Below are 19,588 nucleotides of genomic sequence, written 5' to 3'. Positions count from 1 at the left end.
TTTCTTTTAAAAATTTTATATTGCCGATTTGTCCGATAATTCCGTTTTGGTCGGTTTTTTGAGTAAATTTATCCAAAATTCGAGAAATCTAAATATGAAAAAAGCGTTAATAATCGTAGATGTACAGAATGATTTCTGTGAAGGCGGCGCATTAGCAGTTCCGGGAGCCAATGAAGTGATTCCTTATATCAATCTTCTGATGGAAGAAAATGAATATGACCAAATTGTTCTCACTCAGGACTGGCATCCTGCTGATCATAAAAGTTTTGCAAGCAATAATAACCGGAAAGTGGGTGAAAGTATTATTCTGAACGGGGTTCCGCAGTTTATGTGGCCGGATCACTGTGTTCAGGGAACTTTCGGAGCAGAATTCCACAAAGATCTGAACAGAGATAAAGTAACCCACATCATTCAAAAAGGAAAAAATACAGAAATCGACAGCTACAGTGGTTTTCAGGATAACAATCACTTTATGAAGACAGGGCTGGATGATTTCCTGAAATACCATGAAATTCAATTGCTGGAAGTGGTAGGCCTCGCTATGGATTACTGTGTAAAATTTACCTGTCAGGATGCCGTGGCAAATGGTTATATCACCTGCCTGCATTTCAACGGAACCAAAGCAGTGAATGTAAAGCCGGATAATGGCAGAGATGCAATTTATGATATGATTCAGAAGGGTGTTACGGTTCTTGGATAGTTTTTACATTAAGAAAAGTAACTTTTCAGCTTAATAAAATAAAAACAGGTTATAAAGACGCGGGATTTTTTCTCTGCGTCTTTTTTGTTTTACTACCCCGTCTTTTTGAGGTGCAAAAATTCAATCCTTCAGAGAAGGGCAATCAGAGCCTACATAATCTTGTTGTACTTACTCCGGCTTCTGCCCGGAAACTTAAAATTTCGAATTTGCAACCAATTTGCAACATCATTTTTTAAGATAATTATCTATATTTGAAAGAAATACATGACATGAAAAAAGGGGTCTTACTCGCTGCATTTCTTATGGTAGTTTTTGGAAAAGCTCAAAAAACAAAAGACAATGAGTTTAAATATCTGGAATATGATATTCAGAAAATCCAAAATCTTTACAAAAATAAAAAAGTCTCTGTAAAAGAAGTTGTAGAGGCTTATCTGAAAAGAATTGATGAGATTGATAAAAATGGGGTAAAACTCAATTCAGTCATTGCCATTAATCCGGATGCCATTAAAATTGCCGATTCTTTGGATCACATCAGTCCAAATTTGAAAGATAAACCTTTGTTTGGTATTCCTGTTCTGTTGAAGGATAATATAGATACCCATGATAAAATGCCCAATACGGCAGGATCTTTAGCGCTTAAAAATTCTTTTCCTCTGCAGGACAGTTATCTGGTCAAAAAATTAAGAGAAGCCGGTGCTGTTATTATTGGGAAAACCAATCTCAGTGAATGGGCCAACTTCAGAGGCATGAAATCTACCAGCGGATGGAGCGGGCTGGGCGGACTTACCAAAAATCCTTATATTCTGAACAGAAATACCTGTGGATCCAGTGCGGGCTCCGGAGCTGCTATTTCAGCCAATCTGGGGATTATTGCCATAGGAACCGAAACCAACGGTTCTATAGTTTGTCCGTCGGGTATTAATGGAATTGTAGGATTAAAGCCAACCGTCGGGTTAATTTCAAGACAGGGAATCATTCCTATTTCAAGTTCCCAGGATACAGCAGGCCCAATGGCAAGAACGGTAAGAGACGTGGCCATAAGTCTTGGGACTATGGTGGGAGAAGATAAAAGGGATACAAAAACCATTGGAAACACCCCATTCATTCATAAAGATTATACTCCTTATCTTACTTTAACCGGGCTGAAGGGCAAAAGATTAGGTTATGTGAAAGGAATTACCCAGGGAGCTGATAAAAAAGTAGATGTGCTTTTCACAGAAACATTAAAGAATCTTGAATCTGAGGGCGCTGTTATTGTTGAAATGGAAAATGATTTTCTTCCTGAAGAAGTCATTCAAAAATCTTTGGAGTTGATGATTGCTGAATATAAAGATGGTTTGAATGATTATTTTACTTCGTTGGGTAAAAACAGACCTATAAAGAATATTGATGAACTGATTGCTTTCAATAAGGAGAACGAAGAAGAGCTCAGATACTTTGGGCAGGAATATCTTGAACTTGCTGCTAAAAGTAAAGGCACGAAGGACGAGAATTATAAAAAAGCAGTAGAAGCCGCTCAGACAGGAAGCCGTGAAAAAGGGATAGATTTTGTTATGAAAAAATACAATCTGGATGCTATTATTTCTCCTACAACTACGGAAGCATGGAAAACAGATTTACAAAACGGTGATCATTATACCTTTGGAAGTTCAGATGCCGCAGCCATTGCAGGCTATCCAAGTATCACCCTTACGATGGGTTATGTTGATGGTTTACCGGTCGGGATTTTATTTTCTGCTGAAAAATGGAGCGAGGGAAAACTGATTAATATGGCATACACCTTTGAGCAGGCTTATCCGCAAAGAAAAGTCCCTCAGTTTTTAAAGGAGTAACAGGTTCTGAAAAGACAGGATTTTAATCCCAATTATAGCTTGACCCATATAAAAACAAAAGAGCGCAGAAGTAAAATTTCTGCGCTCTTTTTATCATTCTCTTATACTACTTTGAATTCAGCTTTCTGTGAAGATTCATTATCCAGATCCCGAAACCCGAAACCTCGCATCACGAAATTCACAACAGCCTATTAAAGCATTTTAAGATTATTCACTTCCAGTTCTGTAAGGATTCTCCAGTGTCCGCGTTTAATGTTTTTCTTGGTCATTCCGGCAAACATTACTCTGTCTAAGGCTTCTACTTCGTATCCTAATCTTTGGAAAATTCTTCTGATCACACGGTTCCATCCGATATGAATTTCAATCCCGATTTCATTCTTAGGTTTTCCTTCAATAAATGAAATCTGATCTACTACCGCTACTCCTTCATCAAGACGAATACCTTCTGCAATAAGTTTCATGTCTTCATGGGTAAGTTTTTTATCCAGGGTAACATGGTAAATCTTTTTGGCATCAAAAGAAGGATGTGTCAGCTTTTTCGTCATATGCCCGTCATTCGTTAAAAGAATAACTCCCGTTGTAGAACGGTCCAGTCTTCCAACCGGGAAAAGGCGGTATGGCGATGCATTGGCTACCAGATCCATTACGGTTTTTCTGGCTTTATCGTCCTTAGTGGTAGAAATATAACCTTTTGGCTTATTTAAAAGAACATATACCGGCTTTTCAGGGGTAATGCCTTGTCCGTCAAAAATTACTTTATCGGTTTTCTGAACCTGATATCCCATTTCAGTTACCACTACTCCGTTTACCTCTACCAGTCCCTGCGTGATCAGTTCGTCTGCCTCTCTTCTGCTGCAGATTCCGGAGTTGGCGATATACTTGTTAAGACGGATGGTATCTTTATGAACATCTTTGTCAATCTTGTTCAACCTTCTTTTCTGTACAAAAGATCTTGCCTTGTCTTCATTTCTGTCATCCCCGCCGGATGGTCTTCTTCCATATTTCAGGCTGCCTCTTTCATACTTGTCTCTGGTATCAAAATTCTTTCCGCCTCTTTTTGGAGCTGGTTTTCCGAAAGTTTTTCTTTCACGTCCTTCGCTGGAATTGGTGATGTACGCTCTGCTTTCAGATTTTGATCCCTGATCTTCGTCTCTGTTGGCTGAACCATCATTTCTTTTGAACGATTTATTTTCAAATTTTGAATTACTTCCTTTATGGTCGAAATTTCTTTCGCCAGCTTTTGGAAATGGTTTCTTAAAAGGTTTTGATCCTGAAGAATTTCCAGATCTAGAAGCACGAGAATCATCAGAACTTTTTCTTGTTGAAATTCTTGGTCTTTTTGGTCTTTCTGAATTGTTGTTATCTCTGCTCATGCTAAAAATTTCTGCAAAGATAGTAATTTAGTTACGAGTTAAAAATTAAGAATCATAACTTTGCAGAATAGTTTTATTTTAATTTTAAAGAAACTCCAATAAATGATAACAATATTAAACGATGATTTTTCCCAATTAAACAGCTTTTTACACGAAAAATCTTTCAGTAAAATCTTTATTTTAGTTGATGAAAACACCCATGAATATTGTCTTCCGGTTCTTTTAGGCAACATGGAAACAGACCTGGGCTTTGAAATTTTAGAGATTGAGGCGGGTGAAGAAATGAAAAATATTCAGACGGCCAACCAGCTTTGGGAGATTCTGACGGAAATGCAGGCGGACAGAAAAGCCCTTGTCATCAATCTCGGTGGAGGCGTTATCACAGATATGGGCGGTTTTATAGCATCTACTTATAAGAGAGGGATACAGTTTATTAATATTCCCACTACCCTTTTATCCATGTGTGATGCTTCCATAGGAGGAAAAACAGGGATAGATCTGATGCATTATAAAAATATGGTAGGTACTTTTGCTTTTCCTGAGCAGATCTTTATTTATCCTAAATTTTTAGAAACGCTTCCGTTTAAAGAACTTCGCAGTGGTTTTGCAGAAATGCTGAAGCATGGTCTTATTGCCGATAAAGCACATTGGGACAGCCTGATCAGGATTCAGAAGCTGGATGTGGAAACCGTGGTTCCGCATATTCAAATCTCGATGGATATCAAACAGGATGTGGTAGAAAAAGATTTTCATGAAAGAAACATCAGAAAGACCCTGAATTTCGGGCATACTATCGGACATTCCGTAGAAAGTCTTTGTCTGAGCCAGGGAAATCCTATCCTGCATGGCGAGGCAGTTGCTATGGGAATGATCTGTGAGGCTCACCTTGCCCGTCTTGAAGATCTGATTACGGAAGAGGATGCTGCTTTTATTATTGAAAATATTCAGAGGTATTATCCATACCTTGATATCAGTGACTTTACGGATGAAAGCATCACTGCTCTTTTATTGAATGATAAAAAGAATACAGACAGTAAAATCAATTTTTCTTTGCTTTCCGGGATAGGTTCGTGCACCTATGATTACCAGTGCAGCCAGAAAAATATTCTGAAATCTTTGGATTTCTACAGAAAATTGAATGATAAATAGATATTTCCCTGGGAAATTCTTTTAATTAATCCCTATTGAAGTGAATAAAACAATTTAGATCTTTTCTAAACAAACGTTTGATAGATATTTTAATTAACTGATTATCAGCACACTTTATGTAAAACAGCTTATTCACTAAGCTGTTTTTTTATTGACTTTTATCATGTCAATTATTTTTGGCAAGCAATTTGAAAGATACTCTGCGTCAAACTCAGTAGTAAGGTTTGACGGTAGTAAAATTTAAAATTATAAATAGTAAAATATTAAAAAATTAAAGTTATGAAAAAGTTAATTTTAGGATTAGCAGTAACTGCAAGTTCACTGGCATTCGCTCAGCAGACTCAAAAATCTTCTTCTAACCCGGTAACATTCGGTGTGAAAGGGGGTATGAACGTATCTTCTCTTTCTAAAGACGAAGGTTTAGACGATCAAAAATCTAAAATCGGTTTCAACGCAGGTGTATTTGCAAACATTCCAGTGGCAGAATCATTCAGCATCCAGCCGGAGGTATTGTACTCTCAATATGGATCAAAAGCAGATTACACTGTTTTAGGAACCAAGTTTTCTTCTTCAACTAAGTTAGATTATATCACGGTACCGGTAATGTTCCAGTACAACCTGATCCCTAATCTATTTGTAGAAGCAGGTCCTGAATTCGGATTCATGGTAAGTGCAAAAAATAAAATTAAAAACGAGAATAATGGTAACTCTACCACTTCTGATAACTACAAAGATGATCTGAAAACATTCAACTTTGGAATCGGTCTTGGTGCAGGATATTATTTCACTCAAAACTTTGGAATTACAGCCAGATATGTAGCTGGAGTAACTGATATTTTCAAAGATAATTCTGGTGATGCTATAAGAAACAATACATTCCAGGTAGGACTAGCTTATAAATTCAAATAATAAGCTTCAACATTCAGTAACAAATTTTATATTTAATAGAAAAAGTCGGATTATTCATTTAATTCGGCTTTTTTGTTATTTAAAGCTCATTTCCGAGGTTTTGGCAAGAAGTTTGCGTATATAGAATTAGCCGGAAAACTGGAGATTTTATATTTCAGTCGGAGGGCTAAAGTTTCTTCATATATAAATTGATTTCAATAGAGAAGGTCAGGTTTATTCATTTAAACCTGACCTTTTCGCCTTGAAATATGATTTTTATCAGTTTATTCCCTTTGGCGGGAATTTTGATACCATGTGGACTACAAGTTTAAACTTTAAAAATCATGAAAAGACTAATTATTGTATTAGCATTTGCAGGAAGCTTATTGGTGAATGCACAGGAAAAAACGAAATCTTCTTCTCCTGTTACCTTCGGAGTTAAAGGGGGATTAAACGGATCTACCTTAACAAAGAAAGACGGTTACTATGATTACTATGAGAATGACCAGAGACTGAAGGCGGGGTTTAATGCAGGTATTTTCGTTAATATTCCTGTCGCTGAAAAATTCAGTATTCAGCCGGAAGTTCTTTTTAGCCAGCTAGGTTCTAAAACAGAAGACAGAAATAGATATAATTCAAATTCTTACAGTTCCAGACAGGAATATGATTATAAATTGACTTTAAATTATATTACACTTCCTCTAATGGTACAGTATAATATTCTTCCTCAGCTTTATGTAGAAGCAGGACCGGAATTCGGATTATTATTGGGTGGAAGATCAAAAGGAGACGAGACCTACACAGAAACTAACGGAAATATTACAACGACTACCCACAGAGAATTTTCAAACAAAATTAATATGGATTTATACAATAAATTCAATTTTGGGATTGGTATCGGAGCCGGATATTATTTCACGCAGAACTTTGGCGTAACTGCCAGATTTGTTGCCGGAGTAACGGATATTTATAAGAGCAACAACGGAGATACTGTCAGAAACAATGCATTCCAGGTGGGTGTAGCTTACAAATTCAAATAATATTATATATATTTTCAAAGTGAATACCGGGTTTCTCAAGAGCCCGGTATTTTTTGTTATGATATCCGGATAAAAAAGAACTGTAAAGAAAAAACTGATTTATTCTGAACTTAACAACAAACAAGATTGGACTTTACAGCAAAGTCTTTATGCCTGTCATTTTAGAAATTTGTATTATAAAATTTTTAATAATGGAAAATAAAGAAACAGTCTTGGTAACAGGAGGTTCAGGTTTTATAGCCTCATACTGTATCATTGCTTTGCTCAATAACGGATACAGAGTAAAAGCCACGCTTCGTTCACTTAAAAAATCAGATCTGCTAAAAGAAATGCTGAAAGAAGGCGGAATCACTTCTTTTGAAGACTTATCATTTGCAGAAGCAGATCTGCTGGATGAATCAGGCTGGGAAAAAGCGGCTGAAGGCTGCCAGTATGTTATTCATGTCGCCTCTCCTACACCGTACACAGATGCCACCACAGAAGATGATTTTGTAATTCCGGCCAAAAACGGAGTTCTTTTCGTCCTGAAAGCGGCCAGGAAAGCAGGTGTGAAAAGAGTCGTACTTACTTCTGCTTTCGGGGCTGTAGGATATGGAACGGTAAAAACAACACCGTATACCGAAGAAGACTGGACAGTACTGAATGATACCGTATTCCCCTACCAGAAATCCAAGACCATCTCTGAAAAAGCGGCGTGGGAATATATAAAAACTGAAGGGGCAGGAATGGAACTTTCTGTAGTAAATCCTACAGGAGTCCTGGGACCTATTCTGGCAGATGACTTTTCACATTCTATTCAAAATATTAAGCAAATGCTGAATGGAGAAATGAAAGCCTGCCCTAAAATTATATCCGGATATGTGGATGTACGCGATGTTGCTGATCTTCATTTCAAAGCCATGACTATGCCACAGGCTAACGGACAGCGTTTTATAGCTGTTGCCGGAGATGGTTATTCATTATTGGAAACCGCTCAGGTACTCAGAAAAAACCTGGGTCAAAAAGCAGCCAAAGTTCCTTCCCGAGAATTACCTACCTGGCTTATAAAATTATTAGCTATATTTAATCCTAAGCTGAAAGCTGTAACCCCTTATTTGGGAATGGTAAAAAGAGCCAGCAACCAGAAAGCAACGACTATGCTGGGATGGAAACCCCGCCCTACTGAAGAAGCTATTCTGGCAACGGCAAACAGCCTGATCAGAATGAATTTAATACCATAAACGATGAAAATAATAATTACGGGTGCAACAGGACTGGTGGGAGAAGGTGTGCTTCTGGTATGCCTGGAAAACCCTGCCGTTACAGAAATAATATCTGTCAGCAGAAAACCTTTGCTTCTTAAAAATAATAAGCTGAAAGAAATTATCGTCAAAGATTTTTCGGAAATCAAAGATCACGCACTACAGCTTAAAGATTATGATGCCTGCTTTTTCTGTGCAGGAGTAAGTGCTGTAGGTGAAAATGAAGAATCATTTACCCGGAAAACTTTTGATTTTGTGGTCCCTTTTGCACAATCACTCTCAGAAATCAATCCCGGAATGACGTTTATTTATGTTTCGGGAAACCGTACCGACAGCACAGAACAAGGGAAAGTAATGTGGGCCAGAGTAAAAGGAAAAACCGAAAACACATTACTCAAATTACCTTTTAAAGCAGCGTATAATTTCCGTCCAGGTTTTATGCAGCCAGTAAAAGGACAAAAAAATGTACGGTTGATCTACCGGGTATTTGACAGGCTGTCTCCTTTATGGTATCTGATTTTCCCAAACTGGATCTGCCGCATGCAGGAAGTAGGCTCAGCAATGATTCATTGTGTATCAAAAGGATATCATCAGTCGATTCTGGAAGTAAAAGACATCAAATTACAGGCAAAATAGCTCAGGTTCTACGTTGGGCCAATATTAAAAGTATCAATAGAAAAAATAGACAAATGAAAATATCAGAAATAAAATCCTGTTTTGTTGGTCCTTTGGTTTCTCCAGAGCAATTCATTGCTGAACATTTCTTTATATTTCTAGCAAAAGGAATGATGAATGGTTATGACGGGAATAAACATTATAAATTAAAACCCGGTGAAAGCTGTATTATCCGTAAAAACAGACTCGCCCGGTACAACAAAGTAAAAGAGAATAATGAATTCGAGAAAGTGATTTTCATTTTTGATGAGCCTTTCCTCAAAAGCTTTCAGAAAAAACATAATATTCTTTTTAAAAATTATACCTCAAAAGATGCTTTCGTAAAGCTTAGAAAAGACAGTCTGATAGACAGTTTTTTATTGTCGCTGGAGCCTTATTACAATGATTCCGGAAACATAGGAGCTGTGTTTTCAGATCTCAAAAGAGAAGAGCTGCTGCTCATCCTGTTAAAGCTGCACCCCGAGCTTTCGGACATACTCTTTGATTTCGGGATACCCGGACGGCTGGATCTTGAAAAATTTATGCAGCAAAATTATAAGTTTAATGTGAGTACAGAGCGGTTTGCATTTCTTACCGGGCGAAGCCTTTCTGCATTTAAAAGGGATTTTAAAACTATTTTTAATGAAACACCCAACCGATGGCTTATAAAACGACGACTTCAGGAAGCCCGTTTTTTAATCGAGGAAAAAAAGCAGAGACCTACAGATATTTATATGGATCTGGGCTTTGAAGATCTATCTCACTTTTCATTTGCTTTCAGAAAAGAGTTTGGAATAACAGCCTCTGAGCTGCTGGAAAAGATGAAATAAATTCCTTATTTAATACTCTGCCAAATCATCAACATAAATCAGGATTTCTTTAAAATGATCCTTAAAAACGAATTTTTCATAACCAAATTTTTCTTAAAATCCAGTTAAAAACACAAACCTAGCAATGCGTAAAACCGCCCAAGAAGCCCTTCGAATAAGGGTTTTCAGAGTTTGGCAAGCCTTTTGCAAAATTATTCAAGTCTGATTGAAAAATCGGATGAGAAGTACAATAGTAAAATTAAAAAATAAAATTATGAAGAAGTTATTTCTAGGGTTGGCAGTTACTGCTGGCATGATGACATTTGCTCAAGAAACAAAAACAGTAACCCCTGAACCTATCAAAAAAGAAAAACAACCAATCAGATTTGGTATCAAAGCGGGAGGAAACTCTTCTTACTTCAGTGAGCAGAAATTAAGCCTTGATAACCAGAAAATCGGATTCCATGCTGGGGTTTTAGTTAATATTCCACTATCTCAGAAGTTCAGCTTACAGCCGGAGGTTTTGTATAACCAGTTAGGAGCAAAAAGCGTGATTTCATCCACAGATGTAACAACGGGTGCTACCAACGTTAAAACGAAAAGCGAGTACAAAACGACCATGAACTATATCTCAGTCCCTTTAATGGTACAAATGAGACCTACTGAAAGATTTTATGTAGAGGCAGGACCTGAATTCAGCTATTTCATCAACGGAAAAAATTCCGGAGACAGCACAATTTCCACGACTACGGGAGGGGTAACAACTACTCAGTCCGTATCTAATTCCGAAGATATTAATAAAGACAATATCAATAAATTCAATTTAGGATTAGGTTTAGGTCTTGGATATGATATCACTCAGAATTTAGGGATCAATGCAAGATACATCAACAGTCTTACGGATATGAGAAACCAAAAGCCTGAAGGTACAGAACCATTGAACCACAGAGCGTTTCAGTTAGGTCTGAACTATAAATTTTAATCAGAGACAACCAATTTTTTAACCTATAGTAAAGTCCGGATTTAATTTTTTAAGTCCGGACTTTCGTTTTTATTCCTGGTGGCTTCGGGAGCCTCAGCCACCAGATATTGGTCATTTATTTCATGTTTTTCTGGATATACTGGCTTTCCGGATATTAGTTAGAAATCAGAAAACCCGAAACACGCATCTCGAAACTCTCAAACCCACATCTCGTATCACGATTATTCAAATATTCGCGGATCATCGCTGATCACTCCGTCTATTCCCATCTCTTTTAATTCTTTCAGCCTTTCTTTGGTATTGACGGTCCAGGGAATCACTTTCATACCCAACGCATGGCATTCCTGTATCATTTGAGGAGTGACAAGTGTATGATCAGGGCTGTAGATGGTTGGGATAAAGCTCAGAAACTTCATATCTCCTGCTACCCCGCTCAGATGATCCGGATATTGCTTGAATTTAGCCACAGGGATATTCTGGAAATGAAACCTCTGCTGTGTCAGTTTTTTATCATCCACTTTTTCCACCAGCAAAGCGGTCATTATTTTAGGATATTCTTTATGGATGATTTCCAGTGTTCTTGGATCAAACGACTGAATAATGACCCGGTCCTGAATTCTTTTTTCTACAATAATTTTCATCATCAGATCTACAAATTCTTTAGGCTCCGGATGGAAAATATGATCTGAGAAAGGACGGGTTTTGGTTTCTATATTATAAAACGGTAAAGGTCTGTTCAGTTCACGGGAGTACGCCTCACAAGCATCTATTACTTCCGAAAAAAGAGGTTTCTGAGCCTTCATTTTCTTCTGATCGGGATAGTTTTTGAGTTTCTTTAAGCCAACATCAAATGTTTGAATTTTGGCATAAGGTATTTCATATATTTTATAGTAAAAACCTGAGTCTTCCGGAATATAGGTTCCATCCTGTTTGGTGATGAGCTCCGGAGAAAGGAAAGCATCATGGGAAAGAATTACTTTTTTATCCTTTGTGATGGCCAGATCCATTTCAAGGGTCGTTACATTCATTTTTAAGGCATTTTTCATCGCCGGAACTGTATTTTCGGGGTATAAAGACTTTCCTCCCCGGTGCGCCTGATTATCGAAAGACTGAGCGGAATACAGCTGCATAAATGCCAGAAGAATACCTGTTAAAAATACGTTTTTCATATTCTGAAGTTTTAATGAACAAAATTAAAACATGCTCTGATAAGCCATAATACAGGAATATTAAGCTTTTGATACATTTATAAAAACAAAAAGAGCCAGACATTCAGTCCGGCTCTTGCTGCTTTTATTTTAATCAACAGAATATTAATTAAATAATTCTACTTCTTCTCCTTTTCCTACCGGATATTCTTCGGTAAAACATCCGAAACAGTGATTGGAAGAACCCAAAATATCTTTCAGGTTATCTGTACTTAAAAACTCTAAAGAATCTACTCCAAGATATTTTCTAAGCTCTTCAGTCGTCATATTGGCTGAGATCAGATCATCTTTGGAAGGTGTATCAATACCCAGATAACATGGGGCTATGATAGGCGGAGAAACACTTCTGAAGTGAATCTCTTTTACTCCGGCATCTTTAAGTATTTTTACCAGTCTTTTGGAAGTGGTTCCTCTTACAATAGAATCGTCTATAATGACCACTCTTTTATCCTTAATTTCAGAAATAATAGGATTAAGTTTAAGGTTTACTACTCTTTCTCTCATTTCCTGAGTAGGAACGATGAAACTTCTGCCGATATATCTGTTTTTAATCAGAACCGGGCGGAAAGGTATTCCGGAAGCTTTTGAGAACCCAATAGCCGCAGGAACTCCTGAATCAGGAACTCCGATTACTACATCGGCTTCTACAGGCGCCTGTTCCCAGATTTTTTCACCGGATTTCTCTCTGATTTCGTATACATTAATATTTTCCAGTGTAGAGTCAGGTCTTGCAAAATAAATATATTCAAAAGAGCATATTCTTTGTTTTCCTTTCTCTTCATTCACCATATAAGAGTGAAGTTTTCCAGGCTCATTTTCGTTGGTATAAATGATCTCTCCCGGAAGAATATCACGTACATATTGTGCCCCTACAGCATCAAGTGCTACAGATTCGGAAGCTACAACATAGGTTTTTTCGTCAACAGCTCCTAAAACCAATGGACGGATTCCATTAAAATCTCTGAATGCGAAGAATTTGTTTCTGGTCATTCCCACTACGGAATAAGCGCCTTCAATTTTTTCCATGGTTGCTTTGATAGCTCCGCGAAGACCTAAATCAAGGTTTTTCTGGATCAGTCTTAGAATCACCTCAGAATCGGAAGTGGCTCTGAAAACTACTCCTTCAGCTTCCAGCTCAGCTTTTAATTCTTTTGCATTGGTAAGGTTACCGTTATGTGCTATAGAAAGTATAATCTGGTCGTATTCGTTTTTTGCGAAGAACGGCTGAAAATTATATTTCTTTTTGTCTCCTGCAGTGGTATAACGGGTATGCCCTATTGCAGAATTTCCCATAAAAGTCTCAGGTTCCTGAATTTCTTTATAAACATCCAAAACCAATCCCTCATCTTTCATGTTCGTGATTTTCCCATCTTTAAGAACGGAAATACCACAAGCTTCCTGACCTCTGTGCTGCAGGGCAAAAAGTCCGAACTGCGAAAGAGAAAAGGTATCTACATCACTATCAGAATACATTCCGAAGATCCCGCACTCCTCGTTAGGAGCATCCAGTCTTTCTTCTTCCTGCGTTCTGAAAAGATTTCTCCCGTAGGTTTGGTCTTTAAACTGTTTTAAATATTCACTTTTATGAATGTCTAAACTTTTCATTTCTATTTTTTCTAAATTAGAAGTTAGATATTAGATGTTAGAAATTAGTCTAAGTTAACTTCAATTATAATTTTAAACTTCCTTTTAATGAGTATATCATTTTCTGAATTTCAGTTAAAAGTTCTTTTAAAGGTGCTATTTTGACTTCAGAAATAAAATCAAGGTCTACTAATAACTGTAACTGGGTTTGCAGTTCATAGGTTGAACCAAATGCAATTCCAAGAAATTGATAGAACTCATTTTTGTTATTTCTTCCAGCTCCTTCAGCAATATTAGAAGGTATTGAAACGGCACATCTTCTGATTTGAGACAGTAAACCGAATTTCTCCTCACCCGGCAGTTCTGCAGAAACCAAATAGACTTCTTTTACCAAAATCATCGATTTCTTCCAAACTTTCAAGTCTTCTATCCGGTGCGATTTCATACTAACTTCTAATATCTAACTTCTAACTTCTCAAATTTACTTCCCAAGTAAATTTTTAAGACGGTTGTAGATCTCTACATACGCTTCCGTAACTTCACCAAGATCTCTTCTGAATCTGTCTTTGTCCAGTTTTTTCATGGTGTCTTTATCCCAAAGTCTGCATGTATCCGGAGAAATTTCGTCTGCAAGGATGATTTCACCGTCAGCTGTTTTTCCTAATTCAATTTTGAAATCAACCAGGATGATGTTCATTTTATCAAAAAGATCGATCAGAATTTCGTTGATATCAGAAGTAAGCTCATACATTTCATCAAGCTCTTCGTATGTTGCTGCCCCTAAGAATACCGCATGGTGATCATTGATAAGCGGATCTCCCAATTCGTCTTTTTTGTAGCAGATATCGAAGATGGTCACCGGAGATTTAATTCCTTCTTCCACGCCCAGTCTTTGAGCCATGCTTCCTGCAGAATAGTTTCTCACAACCATTTCCAAAGGAATGATGGATACTTTTTTTACAAGCTGCTCTCTTTCGTTTAATTGTTTAATGAAATGAGTTTTAACCCCTTTTTCATTTAAATATTCAAAAATAAGAGTGGTGATCGCGTTGTTCATTTCGCCTTTCAAATCAACAGATCCTCTTTTTTGAGCATTAAATGCTGTAGCATCGTCTTTAAAACGTACCACTACTTCATTAGGATTATCGGTAGCAAATACCTGTTTTGCTTTCCCTTCGTACAACATTTCTTTCTTTTCCATTTCTAAATTCTTATTAGTTAGATTTATTTTATATTACTTAATTAAAATTCCTGTTAAAACAGCCATTCCAAAACTCAGCAATGTCCCGATAAGCACATATTCCGTGAGTTTTCTCTGCTTGGCCTGCGCCAGATCACTGAATCTGAAGACAGATTTGGCAGCCACCATAAAGCCTACTCCTTCCCAGTGGTTCACCATAATAAATGTGAATACCAGTAAACGTTCCAGAATACCGATATATTTTCCTGCACTGGATAAAGACTCGGTCTGTAAACTGCTTTGAGTTTCCGGAACCGGAGTCCATGAAGACAATAATATTTTAATGAAAATAGAGGCTGGCGTTGTAAGAAACAAAGCCGCCATCAGTACTTTCAGAAATTCCTGATTGTTTAAAAATCCAAAACTGAATTCTTTACAATAAAAAGAGATTCCCGCAATCACAAGAACGTGAAGCATCTGATCAATGAAAAACCATCTTTTTTTATTTTTTACAGTCTGGAAGATCAGTTTTGAGGCATCAATAATAAAATGGGTAACTCCAATCAGTATGGAAACCCACCACAACTCTATATTCCATAGAAAAATAAAGCTTAAAACGGTATGAATCAGTACATGAATATACAGATACGGGCTCTTCAGTTTACGGTGTTCTTTATCTGCAACCCAAGAATTTGGCTGAAGAATAAAATCTCCGAGTAAATGTGCCAATATGAGTTTAGTAAAGATCATGCTTAGAGTTCTGAGATTTTCTTTCTAAAGTATTGATTTGTTTCTACGATAAGTTCGTAGTTCGCGCGTTTCAGTCTCTGGCTTACAGAAGACTGTGAAATAGCAAATTTTTTGGCGAGATCTTCCTGGGTGATATCCCGGTTCATAATCATTTCGTGGATGATCTCTGCTGTGGCTACTGTCCAGCTGTCGAAATCTTTTGAGGACCATTTCAGAAGAATATTCAAATCTCTGTCAACAGCTTCGTTTGAGGTTTTTATAGATACGGTGTGGCCATCACTTTTAAGGTCATTCAGCAGCCTTCCTGAATTTACGTAAGCGGTTCCGTTGGATTCTGTGATCTTTTCGGAGGAGAAATTCTCTTCACCAATGCCTATGGCAATTCTTACATCTAAATTTTCCTGACTTCTTATAAGGGACTTGATGGCAAGAAAACGCCAGAACACTTCATCAATACTGCATTTGAACTGAAATTCGTCTCCTCTGTAGATTTCCCATGCGAGCGGTGAGCTTCCCCAGTTTTCCAGGAGATTCTTGAGTCTGGTGATCCAAACTTCCGTGTCTGCATGCTGTGAATTTATAATATCACCGGTTATGACCGCTATCATTGTGCAAATATAAGCATAATTACTTATAAATAAAAAATATAAGCAGAAACACTTATAGATATTGATTATTAGTGAATCTGCTTATATCAATTATGTATTGTTGATAAGCTTTTTAGCGAAACGAATGCATATAAATGTCATGGAGACATAACATAAAATCACTTTCGTTTCATATAATTATATAGAATACGTATGAGATTGCTTCGCTTCGCTCGCAATGACTATCGGGTTTATTTTTTGATAAACTGATAGGCTTTCTCATCCAGTTTTAGGAAATAAAAACCGGAAGGAAGATTCTGTACAGAGATATTTTTCTTATTTCTGAACGGATCTTTCTCCGTATAAATTATTTTTCCTGAAACATCTATGATCTGTGCCGCTTTAATATCCTGAGTTTCTCCGCTCACAAAAAGATCATCATGAGCCGGGTTCGGATATATTTTAAATTCTTTGTTTGAAGTAATAAGATCAGTTGTGGATAAAGTTCCTCCAAGATTCTGACAGTAGTTGATAGCATAAGAATCCCATTCACTTAAAGTAAATGTGCCTGTTGGCTGGTTGACTGTATTTTTTCTGTAAAGAGAAACATTACCGTTTGCATTAGCAGTACTTTTCAAACCGATTGCATCTACTGTTCCAAAACCTTTATAGGCCAATTCCACATACTGACTTCCTGTATATGTCATAGGAGTAGAAGCCGTAACAAATTTTGCCTGTGAATTAGTATAACACGTAAATGCAGCGTTGGGGTTTAAAACGACAAATGTTTCATTATTGGCAATTTTGCCTTCAAGCTGAAAACTGTCTGAGAAATAATAACTGGTTCCGCTGCTAAACTGAATATTCAGATTGTAATTATTCAGATTAACCTCATGTCCTGTTTTATTGGTAATTTCTATCGCTTTATTATTACTACTTCCTTCAATATATTTAGTAATCATTAAATCCTTTGAAAAACCATCTGAAGCAATTGTGGCAGCTGTTGCAACGTTACTCACTGGAGATTCCAGATATCCTTTATCATAAGATTTCACCGTAAAAGTATAAGTTGTTGACGGAGTCAGTCTATCAATGGAGATACTGGTATTTTTGGTAGTAGCAATAGGTGTTGCAGCTCCGTTCATATAAATTTTGTATCCCAAAATATCCGTATCTGTACTTGGGGTCCAGCTTAAATTGACAAAATTGGCATTCTGTTGTGCCACCGACAGGTTTATCGGGGCTGCTGGTGCATTTGTATCAGGAGTTTCAGACCATATTAAATCAACCCAACCAGGATTATCAATAAATGGATTCCTGTTTTTCTGAATGCTGTACACCGTATTATTTCGGTCTATTTCCCTCTGAGAAACGGGGTCTAAAGCATTCCACTCTTTTAACATTGTAATGTAAGCCGGTTCAAAAGCACGTTCTTCTGTTCCATCCAACTGGGACTCGTCATTGGCCGGAGTAGTTCCTGCGTTATGATTAAAGCCATTCAACTTGCCTTCATATCTTACCGCAAAATACAACAATGCTCTGGCAACATCTCCTTTAAATTCATTGATGGGTTCATAAACACGGCCTGTATAAGCCAAACCCGGAGTCGCATCGTTTCCAATTTTTGACCCATTAGTAAAACTATAATAAATTGTAGATCCTGCTACACCATAGGGGTAATTGGATCTTCTCTGATTGATCCAGGCATCTACCGGCACTACATAAAACAGATCAGAATACATAGGATAATTACTGATGCTTCCTGTACTGAATGTACTTTGCGGAACCATATGCTCCCGGTTCCAAGCCAGTCCTTCTCCTGTAATAGAACCTGATCCCTGCAATTGTGTGGAATTGTACTCATATGAATCTGGTCCACCCGGAATTTCCGAATAAATATCCAGTAATATATAGTTCCCATTGGAAGGATTGTTGGTGCTGTTATGATCGTAATAAACATCTAAATCTGTCTGTTTATAATATTCCTGCAAATCACCATAATGCCAGTTGACATTCTTTTCAGCAATAATATCATGCAATTTAGACTTCAGTGCATATCCTGTAAGTCCGGCTGTTCCGTCATAGTATCCTGCCGGAATCTGGGCAGAAACAGAAGACGAAATTAAAATAATAGGTAGTAGAAGTTTTTTCATTCCTTAAAAATTGGGTGGCTAAAATAGTAAATTAAAACACTTAAAGTTCTGAAAAATTTATTAAAAAATCATTAATTATCAAAATATAAAAAATTGATTATTAAAATTTTGCGTATATGATACTGTGTGCTAAATAATTATTTTTGGCATTCCATCAATTTAATTATCTTTGGGAACTAACTATTTTATCTATATGAACACAGAGACTATTGACAACATTAAAATGATAGCGGAAACGGCAAGAGAATTTGCTGAGAAGAATATCAGACCGAATATTATGGAATGGGACGAGAGCCAGACATTTCCAAAAGATCTTTTTCACCAGCTTGGAGAAATGGGCTTTATGGGAATTGTAGTTCCTGAGCAGTACGGAGGTTCCGGTCTGGGTTATCATGAATATGTTGCTATTCTGGACGAGATCTCTCAGGTAGACCCTTCTATCGGTCTTTCTGTAGCAGCACACAATTCACTTTGTACCAATCATATTTATGAATTTGGAAATGAGGAGCAGAGAAACAAGTGGCTTCCACAGCTTGCTTCAGGAAAAGTAATCGGTGCATGGGGACTTACAGAGCACAATACAGGTTCTGATTCAGGAGGAATGTCTACTACAGCAGTAAAAGACGGCGATGAATGGATCATTAACGGAGCTAAAAACTTCATTACCCACGCTATCTCGGGAGATATCGCCGTAGTAATGACCAGAACGGGCGAAATTGGAGCGAAAAACAACTCTACTGCATTTGTTTTGGAAAAAGGAATGCCGGGATTCACCTCAGGAAAGAAAGAAAATAAACTGGGAATGCGTGCATCAGAAACTGCTGAGCTTATCTTTGACAGTGTTCGTGTACCGGATTCACACCGTTTAGGAGAAGTAGGTGAAGGATTCAAGCAGGCTATGAAAATTTTGGACGGAGGAAGAATTTCTATCGCAGCTTTAAGTTTAGGAACTGCAAGAGGAGCCTATAAAGCTGCTTTAAAATATGCAAAAGAAAGACATCAGTTCGGAAAAGCCATTGCTGAATTCCAGGCGATCAACTTTATGCTTGCCGATATGGCAACTGAAATTGATGCAGCTGAGCTTTTAATCCAAAGAGCTTCCACATTGAAAAATGCCAAGCAAAAAATGACTAAAGAAGGAGCAATGGCAAAACTATATGCTTCCGAAGCTTGTGTAAGAATTTCCAATAATGCAGTTCAGATCTTCGGTGGTTACGGATATACAAAGGACTTCCCTGCTGAAAAATTCTACAGAGATTCTAAATTATGTACCATAGGTGAAGGAACTTCAGAAATCCAGAGACTGGTAATCGGAAGAGATATTACAAAATAATTGGTAATTACTCAATTCTGACCATACTATAGAATTGAGAATTATTTCATGAATAAATTAATAGCATACGTATTTTGCGTATGCTATTTTCTTTTTGTGAGATAATATATTTTCAATGATATTTA

At 37.2% G+C, this 19,588-nt stretch carries 18 protein-coding genes; 10 read left to right on the top strand and 8 right to left on the bottom strand.

Annotated features, from left to right (window positions below):
• Window positions 1–94 precede the first annotated feature (94 nt).
• Together pncA and ACM46_RS12955 are read left to right on the top strand one after the other, a co-directional pair.
• Window positions 95–700, top strand: a complete 606-nt coding sequence (gene pncA / locus ACM46_RS12960) for a bifunctional nicotinamidase/pyrazinamidase (protein WP_048507036.1) — start codon at window positions 95–97, stop codon at window positions 698–700.
• Window positions 701–969: 269 nt separating this feature from the next.
• On the top strand, window positions 970–2,532 hold the full coding sequence (locus ACM46_RS12955; protein WP_048507035.1) for an amidase: 1,563 nt from the start codon (window positions 970–972) through the stop codon (window positions 2,530–2,532).
• Window positions 2,533–2,723: 191 nt separating this feature from the next.
• Here ACM46_RS12955 and ACM46_RS12950 read toward each other — a convergent pair whose 3' ends face one another.
• A complete protein-coding gene (locus tag ACM46_RS12950) occupies window positions 2,724–3,905 on the bottom strand; it encodes a pseudouridine synthase (protein WP_241486008.1) in 1,182 nt (393 codons plus the stop codon).
• 102 nt (window positions 3,906–4,007) lie between these two features.
• Here ACM46_RS12950 and aroB point away from each other — a divergent pair, with 102 nt between their 5' ends.
• The 7 genes from aroB to ACM46_RS12915 all read left to right on the top strand — a co-directional run bounded on the left by aroB (window position 4,008) and on the right by ACM46_RS12915 (window position 10,668).
• Window positions 4,008–5,054, top strand: a complete 1,047-nt coding sequence (gene aroB, locus ACM46_RS12945) for a 3-dehydroquinate synthase (protein WP_048507034.1) — start codon at window positions 4,008–4,010, stop codon at window positions 5,052–5,054.
• Between the two features lie 279 nt (window positions 5,055–5,333).
• Complete coding sequence (locus tag ACM46_RS12940; RefSeq protein ID WP_048507033.1) at window positions 5,334–5,963, top strand: porin family protein; 630 nt, start codon at window positions 5,334–5,336, stop codon at window positions 5,961–5,963.
• Between the two features lie 323 nt (window positions 5,964–6,286).
• On the top strand, window positions 6,287–6,982 hold the full coding sequence (locus ACM46_RS12935) for a porin family protein (protein ID WP_048507032.1): 696 nt from the start codon (window positions 6,287–6,289) through the stop codon (window positions 6,980–6,982).
• Window positions 6,983–7,173: 191 nt separating this feature from the next.
• Window positions 7,174–8,202 (top strand): SDR family oxidoreductase, encoded by a 1,029-nt coding sequence (locus ACM46_RS12930; RefSeq protein WP_048507031.1) that lies wholly within the window; start codon window positions 7,174–7,176, stop codon window positions 8,200–8,202.
• 3 nt (window positions 8,203–8,205) lie between these two features.
• Window positions 8,206–8,859: an NAD-dependent epimerase/dehydratase family protein gene (locus ACM46_RS12925; RefSeq protein ID WP_048507030.1), complete on the top strand. Its 654-nt coding sequence runs from the start codon at window positions 8,206–8,208 to the stop codon at window positions 8,857–8,859.
• Window positions 8,860–8,912: 53 nt separating this feature from the next.
• Window positions 8,913–9,707, top strand: coding sequence for a helix-turn-helix domain-containing protein (locus ACM46_RS12920; protein ID WP_048507029.1), 795 nt, complete (start codon window positions 8,913–8,915; stop codon window positions 9,705–9,707).
• A 253-nt stretch (window positions 9,708–9,960) separates the two neighbouring features.
• Window positions 9,961–10,668: a porin family protein gene (locus ACM46_RS12915; protein WP_048507174.1), complete on the top strand. Its 708-nt coding sequence runs from the start codon at window positions 9,961–9,963 to the stop codon at window positions 10,666–10,668.
• A 221-nt stretch (window positions 10,669–10,889) separates the two neighbouring features.
• Here ACM46_RS12915 and ACM46_RS12910 read toward each other — a convergent pair whose 3' ends face one another.
• The 7 genes from ACM46_RS12910 to ACM46_RS12880 form a co-directional block, all read right to left on the bottom strand.
• Complete coding sequence (locus ACM46_RS12910) at window positions 10,890–11,837, bottom strand: glycerophosphodiester phosphodiesterase family protein (RefSeq protein ID WP_048507028.1); 948 nt, start codon at window positions 11,835–11,837, stop codon at window positions 10,890–10,892.
• A gap of 144 nt (window positions 11,838–11,981) precedes the next feature.
• The gene (gene purF / locus ACM46_RS12905; protein ID WP_048507027.1) at window positions 11,982–13,481 is read right to left on the bottom strand and encodes an amidophosphoribosyltransferase; all 1,500 of its coding nucleotides are present in this window, start codon (window positions 13,479–13,481) and stop codon (window positions 11,982–11,984) included.
• A 64-nt stretch (window positions 13,482–13,545) separates the two neighbouring features.
• Window positions 13,546–13,905, bottom strand: coding sequence for a four helix bundle protein (locus ACM46_RS12900; RefSeq protein ID WP_048507026.1), 360 nt, complete (start codon window positions 13,903–13,905; stop codon window positions 13,546–13,548).
• A gap of 36 nt (window positions 13,906–13,941) precedes the next feature.
• Complete coding sequence (gene purC / locus ACM46_RS12895; protein WP_034705960.1) at window positions 13,942–14,661, bottom strand: phosphoribosylaminoimidazolesuccinocarboxamide synthase; 720 nt, start codon at window positions 14,659–14,661, stop codon at window positions 13,942–13,944.
• Window positions 14,662–14,694: 33 nt separating this feature from the next.
• Entirely contained in the window at window positions 14,695–15,390 is a 696-nt protein-coding gene (locus tag ACM46_RS12890; protein WP_048507025.1) for a DUF3307 domain-containing protein, read from the bottom strand.
• A gap of 2 nt (window positions 15,391–15,392) precedes the next feature.
• A complete protein-coding gene (locus tag ACM46_RS12885; protein WP_048507024.1) occupies window positions 15,393–15,998 on the bottom strand; it encodes a SatD family protein in 606 nt (201 codons plus the stop codon).
• A 230-nt stretch (window positions 15,999–16,228) separates the two neighbouring features.
• Entirely contained in the window at window positions 16,229–18,130 is a 1,902-nt protein-coding gene (locus ACM46_RS12880) for an endonuclease (RefSeq protein ID WP_048507023.1), read from the bottom strand.
• Window positions 18,131–18,323: 193 nt separating this feature from the next.
• Between ACM46_RS12880 and ACM46_RS12875 the strand changes: the two genes are divergently transcribed.
• Entirely contained in the window at window positions 18,324–19,463 is a 1,140-nt protein-coding gene (locus tag ACM46_RS12875) for an acyl-CoA dehydrogenase family protein (protein ID WP_048507022.1), read from the top strand.
• The last annotated feature ends 125 nt before the right edge of the window (window positions 19,464–19,588 follow it).

The organism is Chryseobacterium angstadtii, assembly GCF_001045465.1.
Classification (GTDB): Bacteria; Bacteroidota; Bacteroidia; order Flavobacteriales; family Weeksellaceae; genus Chryseobacterium; species Chryseobacterium angstadtii.
The sequence above is the reverse complement of the archived record's forward strand: the minus strand, read 5'-3'. Positions and strand labels throughout refer to the sequence as shown.

What these genes read in the sequence shown, in the direction of transcription:
- ACM46_RS12935 (WP_048507032.1), top strand. Translation starts at nt 6,287, where the DNA reads ATGAAAAGACTAATTATTGTATTAGCATTTGCAGGAAGCTTATTGGTG.
- ACM46_RS12920 (WP_048507029.1), top strand. Translation starts at nt 8,913, where the DNA reads ATGAAAATATCAGAAATAAAATCCTGTTTTGTTGGTCCTTTGGTTTCT.
- ACM46_RS12910 (WP_048507028.1), bottom strand. Translation starts at nt 11,837, where the DNA reads ATGAAAAACGTATTTTTAACAGGTATTCTTCTGGCATTTATGCAGCTG.
- ACM46_RS12915 (WP_048507174.1), top strand. Translation starts at nt 9,961, where the DNA reads ATGAAGAAGTTATTTCTAGGGTTGGCAGTTACTGCTGGCATGATGACA.
- aroB (WP_048507034.1), top strand. Translation starts at nt 4,008, where the DNA reads ATGATAACAATATTAAACGATGATTTTTCCCAATTAAACAGCTTTTTA.
- ACM46_RS12955 (WP_048507035.1), top strand. Translation starts at nt 970, where the DNA reads ATGAAAAAAGGGGTCTTACTCGCTGCATTTCTTATGGTAGTTTTTGGA.
- purC (WP_034705960.1), bottom strand. Translation starts at nt 14,661, where the DNA reads ATGGAAAAGAAAGAAATGTTGTACGAAGGGAAAGCAAAACAGGTATTT.
- ACM46_RS12950 (WP_241486008.1), bottom strand. Translation starts at nt 3,905, where the DNA reads ATGAGCAGAGATAACAACAATTCAGAAAGACCAAAAAGACCAAGAATT.
- purF (WP_048507027.1), bottom strand. Translation starts at nt 13,481, where the DNA reads ATGAAAAGTTTAGACATTCATAAAAGTGAATATTTAAAACAGTTTAAA.
- ACM46_RS12940 (WP_048507033.1), top strand. Translation starts at nt 5,334, where the DNA reads ATGAAAAAGTTAATTTTAGGATTAGCAGTAACTGCAAGTTCACTGGCA.
- ACM46_RS12900 (WP_048507026.1), bottom strand. Translation starts at nt 13,905, where the DNA reads ATGAAATCGCACCGGATAGAAGACTTGAAAGTTTGGAAGAAATCGATG.
- pncA (WP_048507036.1), top strand. Translation starts at nt 95, where the DNA reads ATGAAAAAAGCGTTAATAATCGTAGATGTACAGAATGATTTCTGTGAA.
- ACM46_RS12930 (WP_048507031.1), top strand. Translation starts at nt 7,174, where the DNA reads ATGGAAAATAAAGAAACAGTCTTGGTAACAGGAGGTTCAGGTTTTATA.
- ACM46_RS12875 (WP_048507022.1), top strand. Translation starts at nt 18,324, where the DNA reads ATGAACACAGAGACTATTGACAACATTAAAATGATAGCGGAAACGGCA.
- ACM46_RS12890 (WP_048507025.1), bottom strand. Translation starts at nt 15,390, where the DNA reads ATGATCTTTACTAAACTCATATTGGCACATTTACTCGGAGATTTTATT.
- ACM46_RS12925 (WP_048507030.1), top strand. Translation starts at nt 8,206, where the DNA reads ATGAAAATAATAATTACGGGTGCAACAGGACTGGTGGGAGAAGGTGTG.
- ACM46_RS12885 (WP_048507024.1), bottom strand. Translation starts at nt 15,998, where the DNA reads ATGATAGCGGTCATAACCGGTGATATTATAAATTCACAGCATGCAGAC.
- ACM46_RS12880 (WP_048507023.1), bottom strand. Translation starts at nt 18,130, where the DNA reads ATGAAAAAACTTCTACTACCTATTATTTTAATTTCGTCTTCTGTTTCT.